A 15,747-nucleotide genomic window follows, 5' to 3' on the forward strand; every position below is an offset into this window, starting at 1 on the left:
GGTCGTAGGTCGTAGAGGTCGTACGGAGTCGTAGCGGCCGGTGGTGGAGGCCGGGCTCACGCCGATGGTGGCTGGAACAGCATTCCCGTCAGGGTGCGGAAGGCCTCCTCGGGGTCCTGGTCGCCGACCGCGCCGTCCAGGTTGTGGCCGAGGAGCAGCGTGGCGAAGCCGTGGGCCAGGGACCAGGCGGCGACTCCGGCGAGGCGGGGGTCGGTGCCGGGTTCCGGCGCCCGGTCGGAGACGGCCTGGCGCAGGCGGTCCGCGGTCAGGGCGCGGGCCGTGGTCAGCTCCAGGTCGTTCTCACGCAGCAGCTCCGGCGTGAACATCACCTGGAAGTGCGCGGGGTGCTCACGCGCGAAGCGTACGTAGTGGACGCCCGCGTCCCGTAGGTCCGTGGCCTCGGCGAGCGCGGCCGACAGCAGCGCGTGGCCCTCGGCCGCGATCGCCGTGAGCAGGCCGGTGCGGTCCTTGAAGTGGTGGGCCGGAGCCGCGTGCGAGACGCCTGCCCGGCGGGCCAGGTCGCGCAGACTCAGCGCGGACGGGCCTTCGGCGGCGATGACGTCGAGCGCGGCGCTCAGGATCGCGCGACGCAGATCGCCGTGGTGGTAGGGGCGTTCGGGAGTGGTCTTCGCGGTCTCCATGGTCATCAGCGTACGCGGAATCTAGGCATTGACAAGTTCGGCGGGTTCGGGCAATCTTGTCAGTGTCAAGTTGTCGCACGGGTGGGAACGGGGCGAGGGGATTCGTCATGTCGGAGCACGGTAGTGAGGTGGCCGGGGTGGTTCAGGGGGACGGGGCTGTCGGTATGGAGACCGGGATCGGGCTCGGCGAGGTGCGTCGGCTGTGGCACCTGCTGGAGCCCCTGCACGCGGTGCTCTACTACGCGCCGGAGGTCTTCGAGGAATCGGCCGCGCTCGGGTACGCCGGGTCGGCGCAGAACCGCTGGCCGACCTACTTCCCCTTCCGCGCCGCGCCGTTGGGGGCGGTCGGGAGCGAGCGCGTGTCGTCCGCCTTCTACAGCTTCAGCCCGCGCATGGTCGCCGCGCACATGGACTCCGCGTGGGACACCGCGAGCCCCGCGGACGTGCTGAAGGCGAGGGAGCGGGGCATGGACCGGGCGTACCGCGCGATATTCGGCGACCGCGCGGCGAGCCCCGAACTCGTCGAGGCCGCGGGGCTGTTGCGCCGTGCCGCCGAGGCCGCGAACACCGCGGGCCGGCCCATGGCCGCGGCCAACGCGGAGCCGGCGTGGCCGGTCGCCCCGCACCTCCAGCTGTGGCATGCGGCGACGATCCTGCGCGAACACCGCGGCGACGGACACCTCGCGGCGCTGCTCGTCGCCGGGCTCGACCCCGTCGAAGCGCTCGTGTCCTTCGCGGCGATCGGTGCGGCCTCCGTCGAGCGCTTCGAGAGCCGCGGCTGGAGCCCGGGGGAGTGGAGCGCCGCCCGTGAACGCCTCGCCGCGCGCGGCCTCGTGACCGAATCCGGCACCGCCACACCCGCGGGCCGCGAGCTCCGCGCCGAGGTCGAACGCCACACGGACGAACTGGCCGCCGCCCCCTGGCTCGCCCTCACCCCGGCCGAGCGGAGCCGACTGACCGAGCTGCTCGGCGAGTTCTGGGTCGCGGTGCTGGGTTCGGGGCTGCTGCCTTCGGAGTCCACGTTGGGGATCGGGAAGGTGTGAGGGGAGGGCGTGAGGGTGTGCGTCGCCGGGCGACGCGCGTGAAGCCGCCCGCGGGAGTGGGACTTCGCGGACGGCCTCGGTGTCACGGTCGATCGGTGGGTGCGTCGTGTCCTCGCGTGTCTGCGCGGCTACGGCTGATCGGGGTCTACGGCTGATCGGGCCGGTCGGTCGGTTCGCGGTCCATGCCCATCGCGCCCTCGATCTTCTGCTGGGCGTCGTCGACCTGGTCCGTGTACTTGTTGCCCGTCTTCTCGTTGATCTCCCGTTCCCCGGCGTCGGACATGTCCTTGCCCTTGGACTTCGCATGGTCCTTGAACCTGTCGAAGATGCCCATGCAGGAGCTCCTTCCGGAGGTGTGTCACCACCGACGATACGCCCGGCGTGCACCTATTGCCCGTTGGGGGAGGGTATGGGCTGGGCATGCCCGCCGCTACCGTGGGCACCAGGGAAACGCGCCCTGTGCAGGGCGGACCCGGGGAGCAAAGGGGAGGGGCGTCGTGGTGCGTCTGAGGGGTGGGGCGGCGGCTGCCGCAGTGGTGCTGTGCGTCGTCGGCGCGGGGGTCAGCGGTTGCAAGAAGGAGACCACGGGCTCCACCGGCCCGCAGGGCACGGCGGTCGGCGGCGCCGCGCTCACCGCCGTGAACTCGCTGACCGTCAAGGGGCGCGCGCCCAAGACGGGCTACAGCAGGGCGAGGTTCGGCACGGCCTGGGCCGACACGGACTCCAACAAGTGCGACACCCGCGACGACATCCTCAAGCGGGACCTGGAGAACGTGAAGTTCACCGGCGGCACCTGCAAGGTCGTCTCCGGGGCGCTCGACCCGGACCCGTACTCCGGCAAGGAAGTGACGTACAAGCGCGGCCGCAGCCTGGTGGACATAGACCACCTCGTCGCGCTCTCGGACGCCTGGCAGAAGGGCGCCAAGTACTGGGACGCGAGTAAGCGGATAGCGCTGGCCAACGACCCGCTCAACCTGCTGTCCGTCGACGCGAGCACCAACCGCAGCAAGGGTGACGGCGACACCGCGACCTGGCTCCCGCCCAACAAGGGCTACCGCTGTACGTACGTGGCGGCGCAGGTGGCCGTGAAGAAGAAGTACGGGTTGTGGGTCACCGGCGGGGAGAAGGCCGCGATGAAGAAGGTGCTCTCCGAGTGCCCCGGCCAGAAGCTTCCCTCGGGCGGCAATCCGACCCAGGCGCCGAAGCGGTTCACCGCCAACTGACGCCGTTTCATACCGCTCGGCACAAGGGCGACATGACGAGAGTCTGTCAAGAAGGTGAGGAGCCGGCAAAAGAGTTCACAAGAAGCAAAGGGGCGAGTCGAAACAAGTCGACTTGGTTCAGCAAGATCCGGTCAAGGTAAGGCCAAAAACGTTCCTCGCGCCTGTCTACGGCATGTTCACAACAGTCAAGATCAGCGGGTTTTCCGTGCTTCTCCTGCGCGTTCCCCCTGCCTGACCTCTCTTGACTGTTGGAGTCGAAGCCGTGCGCATTCGGCCTGCCCGCCGTTCCCGCCAGCCCCGCCGTCCCGTCGGCCGTATGCACCGCATCCGGCGGCAGGTGGCCATGGTCGCCCTGACGGCGCTCGCACTGATGCTGACGACCCAGCAGGCGGTGGCCGACGGCCGCGAGTTGGACCAGGTGTCCCTTTCGATGCCGAGTCTGTCCTCCGTGATGGCCTGGTTCCAGGACCCGCACTGGGGCCGGATCCCGCACCAGAAGTCGGGCACCGCGGCCGGACACGCCCACCACGTCTCCGCGAAGACGACCGACGCCAAGCGCGGTGTGGGCAGGGCGCCGGGCAAGGGGAAGGGCGAGCTCGCCGCCTACCAGCCGCACAAGCCCGCCGCTGCGCAGGGCAAGAGCCGCGGCGGCGGCACCTACAACCCCAAGACCAGCAAGCGCAGCGCGGCCAAGTCCTCGCGTACCGACACCGTCTACGACAACGCCGACGGCAGCACCACCCGCCGAATATCCCCGACGCCCGTCAACTACCAGGTCGGCAAGGGGAGATGGGCGCCGATCGATGTGGACGTGAGAGCCGGTCCCGACGGCCGTTGGCACGAGAAGGCCAACTCCGTCGGTGTCGACTTCGGCGCCAAGGCCGGTGACTCCGGCCTCGTCTCCTTCGCCGCCGACAGCGCGCACTCCCTTTCCTACGGACTCAAGGGCGCGGCCTCCGTCAAGGGCACGGCGGACGGCTCGCGCGTCACGTACGAGAACGTCCTGACGGACACCGACCTCCAGGTCGCCCCCACCGCGACCGGGGTCAAGGACGCGGTCGTCCTGCGTTCCGGGGACGCGGGGAACAGCTGGACCTTCCCCCTGGACCTCAAGGGCCTCACGCCCGTCCAGACCAAGAGCGGGTCGATCGACCTGCGTGACTCCACCGGCAGGACCGTCGAGCGCATCCCCGCGTCGTACGCCTACGACTCGAAGGTGGACCCGCGCTCCGGGGACCCGGCCACCACCCACGACGTCACCACCGAGCTCGTCCACGACAAGGACGGCTACGCGCTGAAGGTGACCCTCGACGACAGCTGGCTGCACGATGCGCGCCGCGTCTTCCCGGTCACCGTCGACCCGCAGGTCACGGACGGCTGGACCACCACCTACGCCGAGTCCGGCGCCGCGGGCGACCACTCCTACGAGCAGACCGTCAAGGTCGGCTCCTACGACTCCGGCACCCACTCCGCGGTCAGCTACGTCAACCACTGGGACACCGCCTGGGACGGCAGCGGTGTCACCGTCTCCTCCGCGACCCTGCACCTCTTCGACACCTGGGCCGCCACCTGCACCGCCGAGCGTTTCGACGTCGCGCTGGTGACGAAGGCCTGGACCCCGGAGGGCGTCACCAGCTACCCGGGGCCGACGTACGGCTCCTCCATCGGCAACGCGACGCCGAGCGTGCCCAACGCCTGCGCCAACACCGGCGCCGACCGCACCGTCGGCGACAACGTGACCGTGTCCCTGTCCACGTCCGCCATCCAGGGCTGGATGAACGGCACCACCGCCGACTACGGCCTCGCGCTCTACGCGTCGACGACCGACAACCTGCACTGGAAGCAGTTCGGCTCCTTCAACGACCCCGGGCTCGGCCCGTACATCGTGGTCACCTACACGGGTAACACGGCGCCGCAGCTGTACGAGCAGTTCCCCGCCGACAACGCGGTCGTGGGCACCACCACACCCGAGCTGACCGCCTGGGCGGGCGGCGCCAACTCCAGCGGCAGCGCAGGCCAGTACGTCTTCAAGGTCTACGACGCGACCAACACCCAGGTCGCCACGTCCGGTCTGATCTCCACCGGCGACTGGACGGTCCCGGCGGGCAAGCTGGCCTGGGGCAAGCCGTACACGTGGACGGTTCAGGCGTACGACTCCACGACGGGCCTTTACTCCACGGCGGATCCCTACGCGCTCTCGGTCCAGGTGCCGCAACCCGTGATCACCTCGGGTCTGTCGCAGAACAGCAGTGACCACGGCTTCGACGCGTCGATCGGCAACTACACCACCTCCGACACCGACGCCTCCATCTCCACCGTCGGCCCCTCGCTGGACGTGGAGCGCGACTACAACTCCCGCGACCCGCGCTGGACCGGCGCGTTCGGATCCGGCTGGTCGAGCATCTTCGACGCGCGGGCGACCGAGCAGTACACGGCGGCGGGCGCGGTCTCCAGCGTCAACGTCACCTACCCGGACGGCTCGCAGGTCGGGTACGGCAAGAACAGCGACGGCACGTTCGCCCCGGGCAACGGGCGGTTCGCCACCTTCACCACGGTCACGGGCGGCGGCTACAAGCTGACCGACAAGGACGACACGGTCTACACGTTCACCCAGTCCCTGGGGTCGGGCGCGTACGGTCTGCTCTCCGTGACGGACGCCAACGGGCGGTCCATCACCTTCACCTGGACCAGCGGCCACATCACGAAGATGACGTCCGCGGTCTCCAACCGTTCCCTCAACCTGACCTGGTTCACGCCGTCCGGTGCGTCGGCCACGCACGTCCAGACCGTCGTCACCGACCCGGTCACCGTCGGCGACTCCTCCTCCGCGCAGACCTGGACGTACGGCTACACCGGCGACCAGCTCACCAAGGTGTGCTCGCCGCTGTCGACGACCAAGTGCACGACGTACGGCTACACGAGCGGCTCGCAGTACCGGAACGCCTCGCTCGACCTCGACCCGCACGCCATGTGGCCGCTGTCGGAGGCCTCGGGCGCGACGACCGCCAAGGACGCCGTCCTCGCCAATGAGGGCACCGACAACGCGACCTACGAGAACGTGACGACGGGCCAGAGCGGTGGCCCGCTCACCGGCTCCTCCTCCACCGTCGCCACCTTCAACGGCACCTCCTCCGACGTCTCGCTGCCGAAGAACACCGGCAACGACACCGACTCCGGCGCGCTCTCGCTCTGGTTCAAGACCTCCGCGGGCCCCGGCGTCCTGTACTCGTACGCCTCCCAGCCCATCGGCTCCGGACAGGCCGCGGGCTTCTACACCCCCTCGATCTACGTCGGCACCGACGGCAAGCTGAACGCCGAGTTCTGGTACAGCGGCGGCATCAACCCGATCGTCACGACCGCGTCGGTCGCCGACGGCAGGTGGCACCACGTGGTGCTGTCGGCCGCGGGCAACTCGCAGACGCTGTACGTCGACAACGCGAAGATCGGCTCGCGCACCGGCACCGTATCCATCCAGAGCGCGGTCGCCTTCGGCAAGAACCAGTCCTTCAACTACCTCGGCACCGGATTCCTCGGCGGGAACTGGCCCGACGAGCCGCACCAGAGCGCCAGCGAGAAGACCGGCTACGCCACCTACTTCAACGGCTCGGTCGCGGACGCCGCCTGGTACGGCCGCCCGCTGGTCGCCGCCGACGTCAACGCCCTCTACCAGTACGGCACCCACGCGGCGAGCCTGCTGACCTCCATCACCCGGCCGTCCGGCAAGACGTACGCGGCGATGCAGTACGACCCGGGCACCACCACCGTCACCCAGCTCACCGACGAGAACGGCGGCGTCTGGAAGCTCGGGGCGCCCACGGTCACCGGCTCCAGCCAGACCTACCGGGGCGCGGTCCTCGGCGCGGCGCCCGCCGGCTACTTCCGTCTCGGTGAGGCGGCCGGCGCGACCGCCGCCGTCGACGAGGTGCGCGGCGGCAACGGCACGTACAGCGCGGTGACGCTCGGCGCGACGGGACCGTTCAGCGACCAGAAGGCCGCGACGTTCAACGGCAGTACCTCGTACGTCGAGGTGCCCGCGGCGACGCTGCACGCCACCAGCGACCGCAGCGTCGAGCTCTGGTTCAAGACCGCGGCGCAGGGCGTCATCATCGGCGACCAGTCGGTGGCCGTCGGCGGTGCGACCGTCGCGTCGGGCACGTACAGCCCGTTGCTGTACGTCGGCACCGACAACAAGCTGCACGGCCACTTCTGGTCCGTCAGCGGCTCCGGCACCGCCGACTTCGGCTCCACCGGCACGGTCACGGACAACGCCTGGCACCACGTGGCGCTCACCGTGTCCGGCGCCACCCAGACCCTCTACCTGGACGGCGTCCAGCAGGACACCTTCTCCGGCACGCCGAACGACCAGTCCAACTCGCACCTCTACATAGGCGCCGGCTTCGCCAAGGGCTGGCTCGACTCGCCCGCCGACGTCAGCCACTTCACCGGTTCGATCGCCGACGTCGCCCTCTACCACTCGGGGCTCACCGCGCAGGACGTCGCGGCCCACATGGAGGCGGCGAAGAACTCCACCGGCCTCCTCCCGGTGGAGACGGTCAAGGTGACCACGCCGGCGAACGCCACGCTCACCTACACCTACGACGTCGACAACGGCAACCGGGCGCTGACCGAGACCGACGGCCTCGGCAACAGGACGAGCTTCGGCTACGACTCCGCCGGTTTCGAGCACACGGTCACCGACCCCAACGGCTCGATGAACATCACCGGTCACGACGTGCGCGGCAACATCGTCTCCTCGACCGCCTGCCAGGACGAGTCCGCGAACAAGTGCTCGACCGAGTACTACACGTACTACCCGGACGACACCACGGCCCAGCTGACGACGACCGACCCGCGCAACGACCAACTGCTGACCGAGCGCGACGGCCGCTCGGCGTCGGCGACCGACACCACCTACCTGACCTCGTACGCGTACGACGCGCAGGGCAACCAGACCGGTATCACCGGCCCGGCCGTCCCCGGCTTCTCGCACGGCCGCACCACCACGACCGTCTACAGCGACGGCACCAGCACCTACCCGTCCGCAGACGGCGGAGTGGTGCCCAAGGGCCTGCCGGTGAAGACGACCAGCCCCGGCGGCGCGGTCAACCAGGTGGCGTACTTCAAGAACGGCGACGTCGCTTCGACCACCGACGCCATCGGTCTGGCGACGACGTACACCTACGACGGCCTCGGCCAGGTCCTCAGCCAGAAGGTCGTCTCGGACACCTACCCGAACGGCCTGACCACCTCGTACACGTACGACCTGAACGGCCAGGTCACCGAGGAGCACGACCCGCAGCTCACCGACCGCGTCACCGGCGCCACCCACGCCGCCGTCTCCTCGACCGTCTACGACGAGGACGGCAACGTCACCTCGCAGACCGTCGCCGACGCGAGCGGCGGCGACACCGCGCGCACCGAGACGCAGACCTACGACGCCTACGACCACCTGCTGACCGAGTCGGACGCCAACGCGGTCGCGGGCGCGAGCAACGGCAACACCACCACGTACACCTACGACAACCAGGGCAACAAGACCAAGGAAGTCACCTCGGCGGGCAACGAGACCCGCTACACGTACGACGACAACGGCAACCTGCTCACCCAGGCCCTGATGTACACCGGTGACCCGGTCAACCCGGGGACCGCGACCCTGCTCACGGAGTCCTCGCGCGCCTACGACCCGGCCGGCCGCCTCCAGTCGGTGACCGACGCGATGGGCAACACCACCTCGTACACCTACCTGGACGACGGTCTGACCGCCGCGGTGAAGCGGACCAGCTCCGACGGCACGAAGAGCTACGTCCTGGAGTCGGACACCTACGACGCCGCCGGGAACCTGCTCACCTCGACCTCCGACAACGGCGAGACCGTCACCAACTACAAGGTCGACGCGGCCTCCCGCACCACCTCCACCACGGTCGACCCGACCGGCGTGGACCGCGTCTCCACGGTCTCGTACACCCCGGACGACCAGGTCGCGAGCGAGAACGACCACGACGCCACGGGCTACGACCGCACCACCACCAGCACGTACGACGCCATGGGCAACGTGCTCAGCGAGACGCTGTACGGAGACGCCTCCGGGCACCCGGCCGGCTGGTGGAAGCTCAACCAGGACTCCGGCACCAACATCACCGACTCCTCCGGCACCGGCAACACCGCCACCGCCGGATCGGGCGTGACCTGGTCGGACAGCGCGGCGAAGTTCGCGGGCACCACCACCGGCACCGGCAACGTCATCGACTCCACCGGCCCGGTCCTGGACACCACCGCCTCCTACACGGTCTCCGCCTGGGTCAACCTCAGCGACACCTCCACCTACCGCACCTTCGTCGCGCAGGGCGGCACCAACCGGGCCTCCTTCTACCTGCAGTACTCCAAGGCCGACAACGCGTACCGCTTCCACGCGGCCAACGCCGACGTCGCCTCCCCGACCGCGTTCTACGACGCCACCGCCACCGCGGCACCGGCGCTGAACACCTGGACACACCTGGTCGGCGTCTTCGACTCCACCACCGGCTCCATGAAGCTGTACGTCAACGGCGCCCAGGCGGGCTCGGGTACGAACACCGCGCCCTGGACCGGCACCGGACCGCTCTCCCTCGGCGGCACCGAGAAGGCGGACGGCACGACGAGCGACGTCGTCGCCGGTTCGGTCGGTGACGTGCAGGTCTACCAGCGGGCCCTGTCCGCGACCGACGTCACCTCCCTCTACGGCAAGGGCCGCACGGGCGGCACGGTCGGCTCCTCCACCGAGCAGACCACCAAGTACGCCTACGACAAGCGGGGCCTGCCGACGTCGACGACGGACGCCGAGCAGAACACCACGACGTACGCCTACGACGAGGCCGGCAACCTCGCGGTCTCCACCGCGCCCGCCGTCCAGTCCGAGCCTGACGGCACCACGCCGGCGACCGTCCATCCCGTCACCACCAGCGGCTTCAACACCTTCGGCGAGGGCGTCGAGGAGGAGGACCCGAACGGCCTGGTGACGACCACGGCGTACGACGCCAACGGCAACAAGGTCTCCGAGGCACTCCCCTCGTACACCCCGTCGGGCGCCCCGACACCCAACGCGGGCACCACGGTCTGGAAGTACGACAGCGAGGGCAACCAGACCGACGAGATCAGCCCGAGCGGCAAGACCACCTCGTACCTCTACGACCAGATGGGCAACCTCGCCCAGATCACGGCGCCCGACGGGACCAAGACGCACGCGCTGTACGACACCGACGGCGAGCAGCTGTCGGCGACGGACGCCGCGGGCGCGCAGACCCAGGCGACGTACGACTTCATGGGCCGCCAGCTCACCTCGTCGACGATGGAGCGCTACCCGTCGACGAGAACGCTGACGACGACGAACTCGTACGCGGTCACGACCGGCAACCCGTACGGCGCCCACACCGCGTCGACGACCTCGCCGGGCGGTGTCTCGAACACATACGCCTACAACCGGGCCGGTGACGTCACCTCGGTGACGGACGGCGCGGGCAACACGACCCGCTACGGCTACGACTTCGAGGGCAACACGACGAAGACGACGCTGGCGGACGGCACCTGGACCGAGACGGACTACAACGCCTCGGACGACCCGACGGCGACGCGTGAGTACGACGCGAGCGGCACGAAGCTGTCGGGGACCTCGCAGCAGTACGACGGCGTGGGCAACATGGTCTCCTCCACGGACGCCAACCAGCACACCACCCGCTGGACGTACGACGCGTCGGGCGCGATCACACAGCAGGTCGAGCCGGTGGACGCCGCGACGTCGATCACCACGACCTTCGGCTACGACGCGGCGGGCAACCGCACGCGCTTCACCGACGGCCGCGGCAACTCCTGGCGCTACACGTACACGCCGTGGGGCCAGCAGGAGAAGGTGATCGAGCCGACGACCGCCACGTACACCTCGGCCGCCGACTCGACGACGACCTTCGCCTACGACGCGGACGGTCAGCTCACGACGGCCACCCTTCCGGGTGGCGTCACGACGTCGATGACCTACGACGTCAACGGCCAGCTCAAGACGATGAACGGCTCCGGCGCGGACGCGGCGACGGCGAAGCGCACCTTCAACTACGACGCGGACGGCCGGGTCCTGTCGGCGGACACGGACGAGGCGGGCATCGCGGGCGCGGTGGACCACCAGGCCGCCACGCACGACGCGTTCACGTACGACGACCGCGGTGACGTGCTGAGTGCCTCGGGTTCGGCGGGTTCGTCGAGCTTCACGTACAACAACGACGCGTCGATGCTGACGCGGACGGACGCCGCGGGCACGACGAGCTACGGCTACGACACGGCAGGCCGTCTCTCATCCCTGAACGACGCGGCAACGGGCACCCAACTGACGTACGGCTATGGCCAGTTGAACGAGGTCAAGTCGGTCAAGTACGGCTCGACGGGCCAGACCCGCACGTTCGGCTACAACAGCTCGCACGAGCTGACGAGCGACGTCCTGGTCCAGGGCGCGTCGACGCTGGCGAGCTTCTCGTACGGCTACGACGACAACGGCAACCTGACGTCGAAGGCGACGACGGGAGTCTCGGGCGCCTCATCGAACACGTACACGTACGACTGGTCGGACCGCCTGACGTCGTGGAACAACGGTTCGACGACAACGCAGTACGCGTACGACGCCTCGGGCAACCGCATCCGCAACGGCTCGGACGTCTACACCTACGACGCCCGTGACGAGCTGACCTCGGACGGCACGCACACCTACGACTACTCCGCGCGCGGCACGATGACGCAGGAGTCACAGACGTCGGGTGCGGTGGCGTACAAGACGGACGCGTTCGGCGGCCAGATCGCGGCCGGCACGCAGTCCTACACGCTGGACGCGCTGGGCCGGAACATCACCGACACGGACACGACGGCGCAGTCCACCCGCACGTTCGCCTACTCCGGCGCGGACAACACGATCGCGTCGGACGGCGACAACACGTACACGTACGACCCGGCGGGCGGCGTGATCGGCGTCAAGCCGTCGGGCGGCAGCGGGGTGCTGGCCCTGACGGACCTGCACAGCGACGTGGTGGGCACGTTCACCTCGGGCGCGACCTCGCTGACGGGTTCGGCGTCGTACGACCCGCTCGGCAAGGTGGTCTCGCCGACGAACACGGTGACGGGCCACCTGGGCTTCCAGTCCGGCTGGACGGAACCAGGAACCGGTGACGTGGGCACGGCCTCGCGCTGGTACAGCCCGGACACGGGTCAGTTCCTGAACAAGGACAGCATCTCGCTGAACGCGGTGCCGAACTCGGTGGCGGCGAACCCGTTCGCCTACGTCGACGACAACCCGATGGCGGGCACGGACGAGTCGGGCAACTGTTCCTGGTACGACGCGATCTGCGGTGCGAAGAAGGCCGTGCATCACGTCAAGCGGGCGGTCTCGCACGTGGCGCACAAGGTCTACCACGCGGCCAAGCACGCGGCCCGCAAGGTCGTCCACGCGGTGAAGCACGCGGCGCACAAGATCGTCCACCATGTGCGGGACGTGTACCACGCGACGGTGCGGGTGGTGCGACGCGTGTACCACTACGCGGCACGACACGTCAGACGCGTCTATCACGCGGCCGTCCATGCGGTGCATACGGCGTATCACAAGGCCTCACGTGTGGTGCATCGCGTGGTCCACGCGGTGAAGAAGGCGGCGCACAAGGTCGCAAGCCATGTGAAGAAGGCCGCGAAGGCGGTCGCCCATGTCGCCCGGACCGCGTACCACGCGACGGTCAAGGCGGCGAAGGCGACGGCGACGTACGTCAAGCACCACGCGGCGGCGATCACCTCCTTCGTGGTGTCGACGGCGGTGTTCGCGGGGTGTGAGGCGTTCACGGCCGGCCTGGGCACGATCGGGTGTGCCGCTGCCGCGGGTGCGGCGGGCTCCCTGGTCGAACAGGGCTTCAAGTGCGCCGAGAACGGTGGCGGGGACTGCAGCGCGGGAGCGTTCGGCGAGTCCGCACTCGAGGGCGCGGTCTCGGGCGCGGTCGGCGGTGCGCTCGGCAGCCTCGGCGGCAAGATCCTGGCGAAGGTGGCACCCAAGGCGATGAAGGTCGTGGGCGGCCTGTTCGGCAAGGGGGCGACGGAGGCCGGGGATTCCGCGGCGGCGGATGCCACGGAGGAGGCGGCTTCGGCGGCGGAGTCGGAGGGGGCGGGGACCAAGAGTCAGTCGGAGTCGGGCAAGGGTTGTCCGACGAAGCACAGCTTCACCGGGGCGACCCAGGTGCTGATGGCCGATGGGGCAACGAAGCGCATTGACCAAGTGCGAGTGGGTGACACGATCGCCAACTCGGTGCCGGGAGTAACGGGTACAGAGGCGCACAAGGTCACCGCGGTGATTGTGACGCAGACCGACCACGATTTCGTCGACCTCACCATCAAGAAGACTGCCACGTCGGCGACGAAGCAGAGTTCGAAGGGCGGGGCGAAGTCCCTGGCCCGAAAGGTGGCTCGCAAGGCCGCGTTCGGCCTGGCGGCATCGGCGGCGGTACTGGGCGCACTGGCGGCGAGCCACGGGCACCACGCTCAGGAGCCGGCGACGGCTCCGGCGTCGGCGGTCAGCACGGTTTCCACTCAGGACACCAAGGCCGTTGTCGGTACGGAGGCCGCGCAGAGCGAGCATCTGACGACGACGTTCCACCACCCGTTCTACGACGAGACCCAGTCGGCGTTCGTCGACGCCAAGGACCTCCGCACGGGAGATGTCCTCCAGACCCCGACCGGCACCGCCGAGGTCACCGGTGTCCGCCTGTACCACGCGAACACCACGACGTACGACCTCACCATCGGCACCCTCCACACGTACTATGTGGAGGCAGGCGACACGCCGGTCCTCGTTCACAACGACAACTGCCCAGAGATCTCGGCGACGGCTCGCGAACATGTGTTGCACGGAGTCGAAGACGACGGGAAGTTTGCTGGCTGGCACTTGCATCCGGACCAGACTGGCGGAGTGCCGGAAAACCGCTTCATCAATGGCGATCTGGTTACCAACGCTGACGGAACTTCGACCGTCAACGGTACGGTTGGTGCACTCAGGCCAGACGGGAGCACGCTGCAGAAGGTAGCCTCCGCAGGGCACACCTTCTTCCCGGCGGACTGGACCGAGGAGGATGTGATGGCAGCTGGAGTAAAACTCTTCGCTCAGGGGACGTACAAGCGCGGCGGCACCATGGTCACACACACTGTAAAAGGCGTGAAGATGATCGGATTCCTGGAGAAGCTCGCCGACGGCTCCTACACACCGTCAACCTTCTTCCCGAAGGGGAAGTAGACCATGGCCGATGCCGCATGGTTCTTTGAAGTAGACAGCGACGAATTGATTACGCTGTCAACCGTGCCCGAAATTCCCGAAAATACTGTTCTCGCGCTTGAAACCCTGATTCTCCCGTTCGGTCTCAGTCGGCAGAGCGCCTCGATTTATCTTCGTGAATGGAGGCGAATGGCGCGGGAGCTTGGCGAGGGATACGTATTGGGTACGCCCGCCGCTAGCGTTGAACGTGTGGATGAGGGGCATGTGAAGATTGATGACATGTACGGTCAGTTTGATGATTGCCGCATGAGTAACGGTGATTTCGAAGAATTCCTGGAAGAGCTCATCGAATATCTGGCAGGGATTGAGGCAAATTGAATAGCTGCCCGATGTGCGGGATGGTTCGGTAGCTTGCCCCGAGTGCTGATGGCCGACGGCGCAGCCGAGGCGATCGACTGGGTGAAGGTGGGCTTGCGCTGCAGCTGTCGGGTCTATTCCGACTTCATGGTCTTGGAATTGGACGACATCCGCTGAAGGTGCGGCGTCTCGCAAGTCCCAACTGGCGGCGGTGCGTGGGATGTTTGCTGATGCACTAGCGGGGAAATGGTAATTTTCCTAAGGGAGAGGGTGGCCGCTGACGATTTGTAGCGGCCTCCCTCTCGTGAAGGATGGGAAGGAGTTCAAAGTGTCGGCTTACCACCTGTATGCTCCGCCAAGCGTCTCGTCCGTGCGTGACGTCCACGCGCGAGAGTTTCTCCAGGACGTCGGCCTGCCCGTTGACCATCTTCTCTTTGCCTCTGCGGAACCGGCAACTCGAATTGTCGAGACTGATGGCATCAAGCGGAATCTTCTCAAGATCGGGGAAGGTGGAGACTATGAAGAATTCTGCATCGATATTGAATCGGGTGAGATTGTATCTCTCAGTACGTCGGATTCGAGCATCTGGCACGTAAACGATTCCCCGGTCATGTTTCAGAGATGCCTCGAAGAGTTTATGGCTCGCTTTCCGTACGGGGGTGAGGGTCTCGATCTCGCTGAGAGGGAGGCCCTGGCGGATGAATTGGGGAGAGCTCTGATCGGGATTGACGCTACGGCACTCAGAGATGATCCCGGGTTCTGGTGTGGCCTTCTTGGGGATGTTGCTATTGGCGATTATTCCGAAGAGTGACCATGACCGATTCGCGACCAGGGCTATCTTGAAGTCGTACTCGACCATGAATCTGGATCTTGCGGAGCGCCTTAAAGGTGATCCTGCGTCGAGTGGCGGGTGCCAGAGTTCCGGTAATTCCGCTCTGATGGGCAGTTGGCCACGGTAGTAACCCAGGCGCTTGACGGCAACGCTGACGGCAACGGCAACGGCAACGGCAACGGACGCCGGAGCCCCCACCTGCGGTTTGTGGTGGGGGCTCCGGCGGCTCTGCGTGGTGTGGTCAGTCGGATGCGACTGTGGCCATCGGCGGGTCTTCGGGATCGTCGTCATCCGAAGTAGGGAGTGTCTTTTTCTTTGTGTAAGCCCGGTGCTCGTACCTGTTCTTACTGGTCGGTGACGCGGTCGCCGTAGTAGCCGGCGAGGGTATTGATGG

General features: G+C 67.8%; 7 protein-coding genes. 5 read left to right on the forward strand and 2 right to left on the reverse strand.

Annotation, left to right across the window (positions count from 1 at the left end; translation table 11 throughout):
- Window positions 1-56 precede the first annotated feature (56 nt).
- Entirely contained in the window at window positions 57-641 is a 585-nt protein-coding gene (locus ACZ7M3_RS41040) for a TetR/AcrR family transcriptional regulator (RefSeq protein WP_472070506.1), read from the reverse strand.
- Between the two features lie 164 nt (window positions 642-805).
- Here ACZ7M3_RS41040 and ACZ7M3_RS41045 point away from each other — a divergent pair, with 164 nt between their 5' ends.
- Window positions 806-1,684, forward strand: a complete 879-nt coding sequence (locus tag ACZ7M3_RS41045; protein ID WP_472070528.1) for an SCO6745 family protein — start codon at window positions 806-808, stop codon at window positions 1,682-1,684.
- Window positions 1,685-1,829: 145 nt separating this feature from the next.
- Here ACZ7M3_RS41045 and ACZ7M3_RS41050 read toward each other — a convergent pair whose 3' ends face one another.
- Complete coding sequence (locus tag ACZ7M3_RS41050) at window positions 1,830-2,018, reverse strand: Rv0909 family putative TA system antitoxin (RefSeq protein ID WP_472070508.1); 189 nt, start codon at window positions 2,016-2,018, stop codon at window positions 1,830-1,832.
- Window positions 2,019-2,181: 163 nt separating this feature from the next.
- On the opposite strand from ACZ7M3_RS41050, the gene ACZ7M3_RS41055 reads away from it, so the two are divergent.
- The 4 genes from ACZ7M3_RS41055 (at window position 2,182) to ACZ7M3_RS41070 (ending at window position 15,332) form a co-directional block, all read left to right on the forward strand.
- A complete protein-coding gene (locus tag ACZ7M3_RS41055) occupies window positions 2,182-2,907 on the forward strand; it encodes an HNH endonuclease family protein (RefSeq protein WP_472070510.1) in 726 nt (241 codons plus the stop codon).
- A 316-nt stretch (window positions 2,908-3,223) separates the two neighbouring features.
- The gene (locus ACZ7M3_RS41060) at window positions 3,224-14,185 is read left to right on the forward strand and encodes a LamG-like jellyroll fold domain-containing protein (RefSeq protein ID WP_472070512.1); all 10,962 of its coding nucleotides are present in this window, start codon (window positions 3,224-3,226) and stop codon (window positions 14,183-14,185) included.
- 3 nt (window positions 14,186-14,188) lie between these two features.
- The gene (locus ACZ7M3_RS41065) at window positions 14,189-14,542 is read left to right on the forward strand and encodes a hypothetical protein (protein WP_472070514.1); all 354 of its coding nucleotides are present in this window, start codon (window positions 14,189-14,191) and stop codon (window positions 14,540-14,542) included.
- A gap of 349 nt (window positions 14,543-14,891) precedes the next feature.
- On the forward strand, window positions 14,892-15,332 hold the full coding sequence (locus tag ACZ7M3_RS41070; RefSeq protein WP_472070516.1) for an SUKH-4 family immunity protein: 441 nt from the start codon (window positions 14,892-14,894) through the stop codon (window positions 15,330-15,332).
- The last annotated feature ends 415 nt before the right edge of the window (window positions 15,333-15,747 follow it).

This window comes from Streptomyces sp. NPDC111656, from assembly GCF_055656965.1.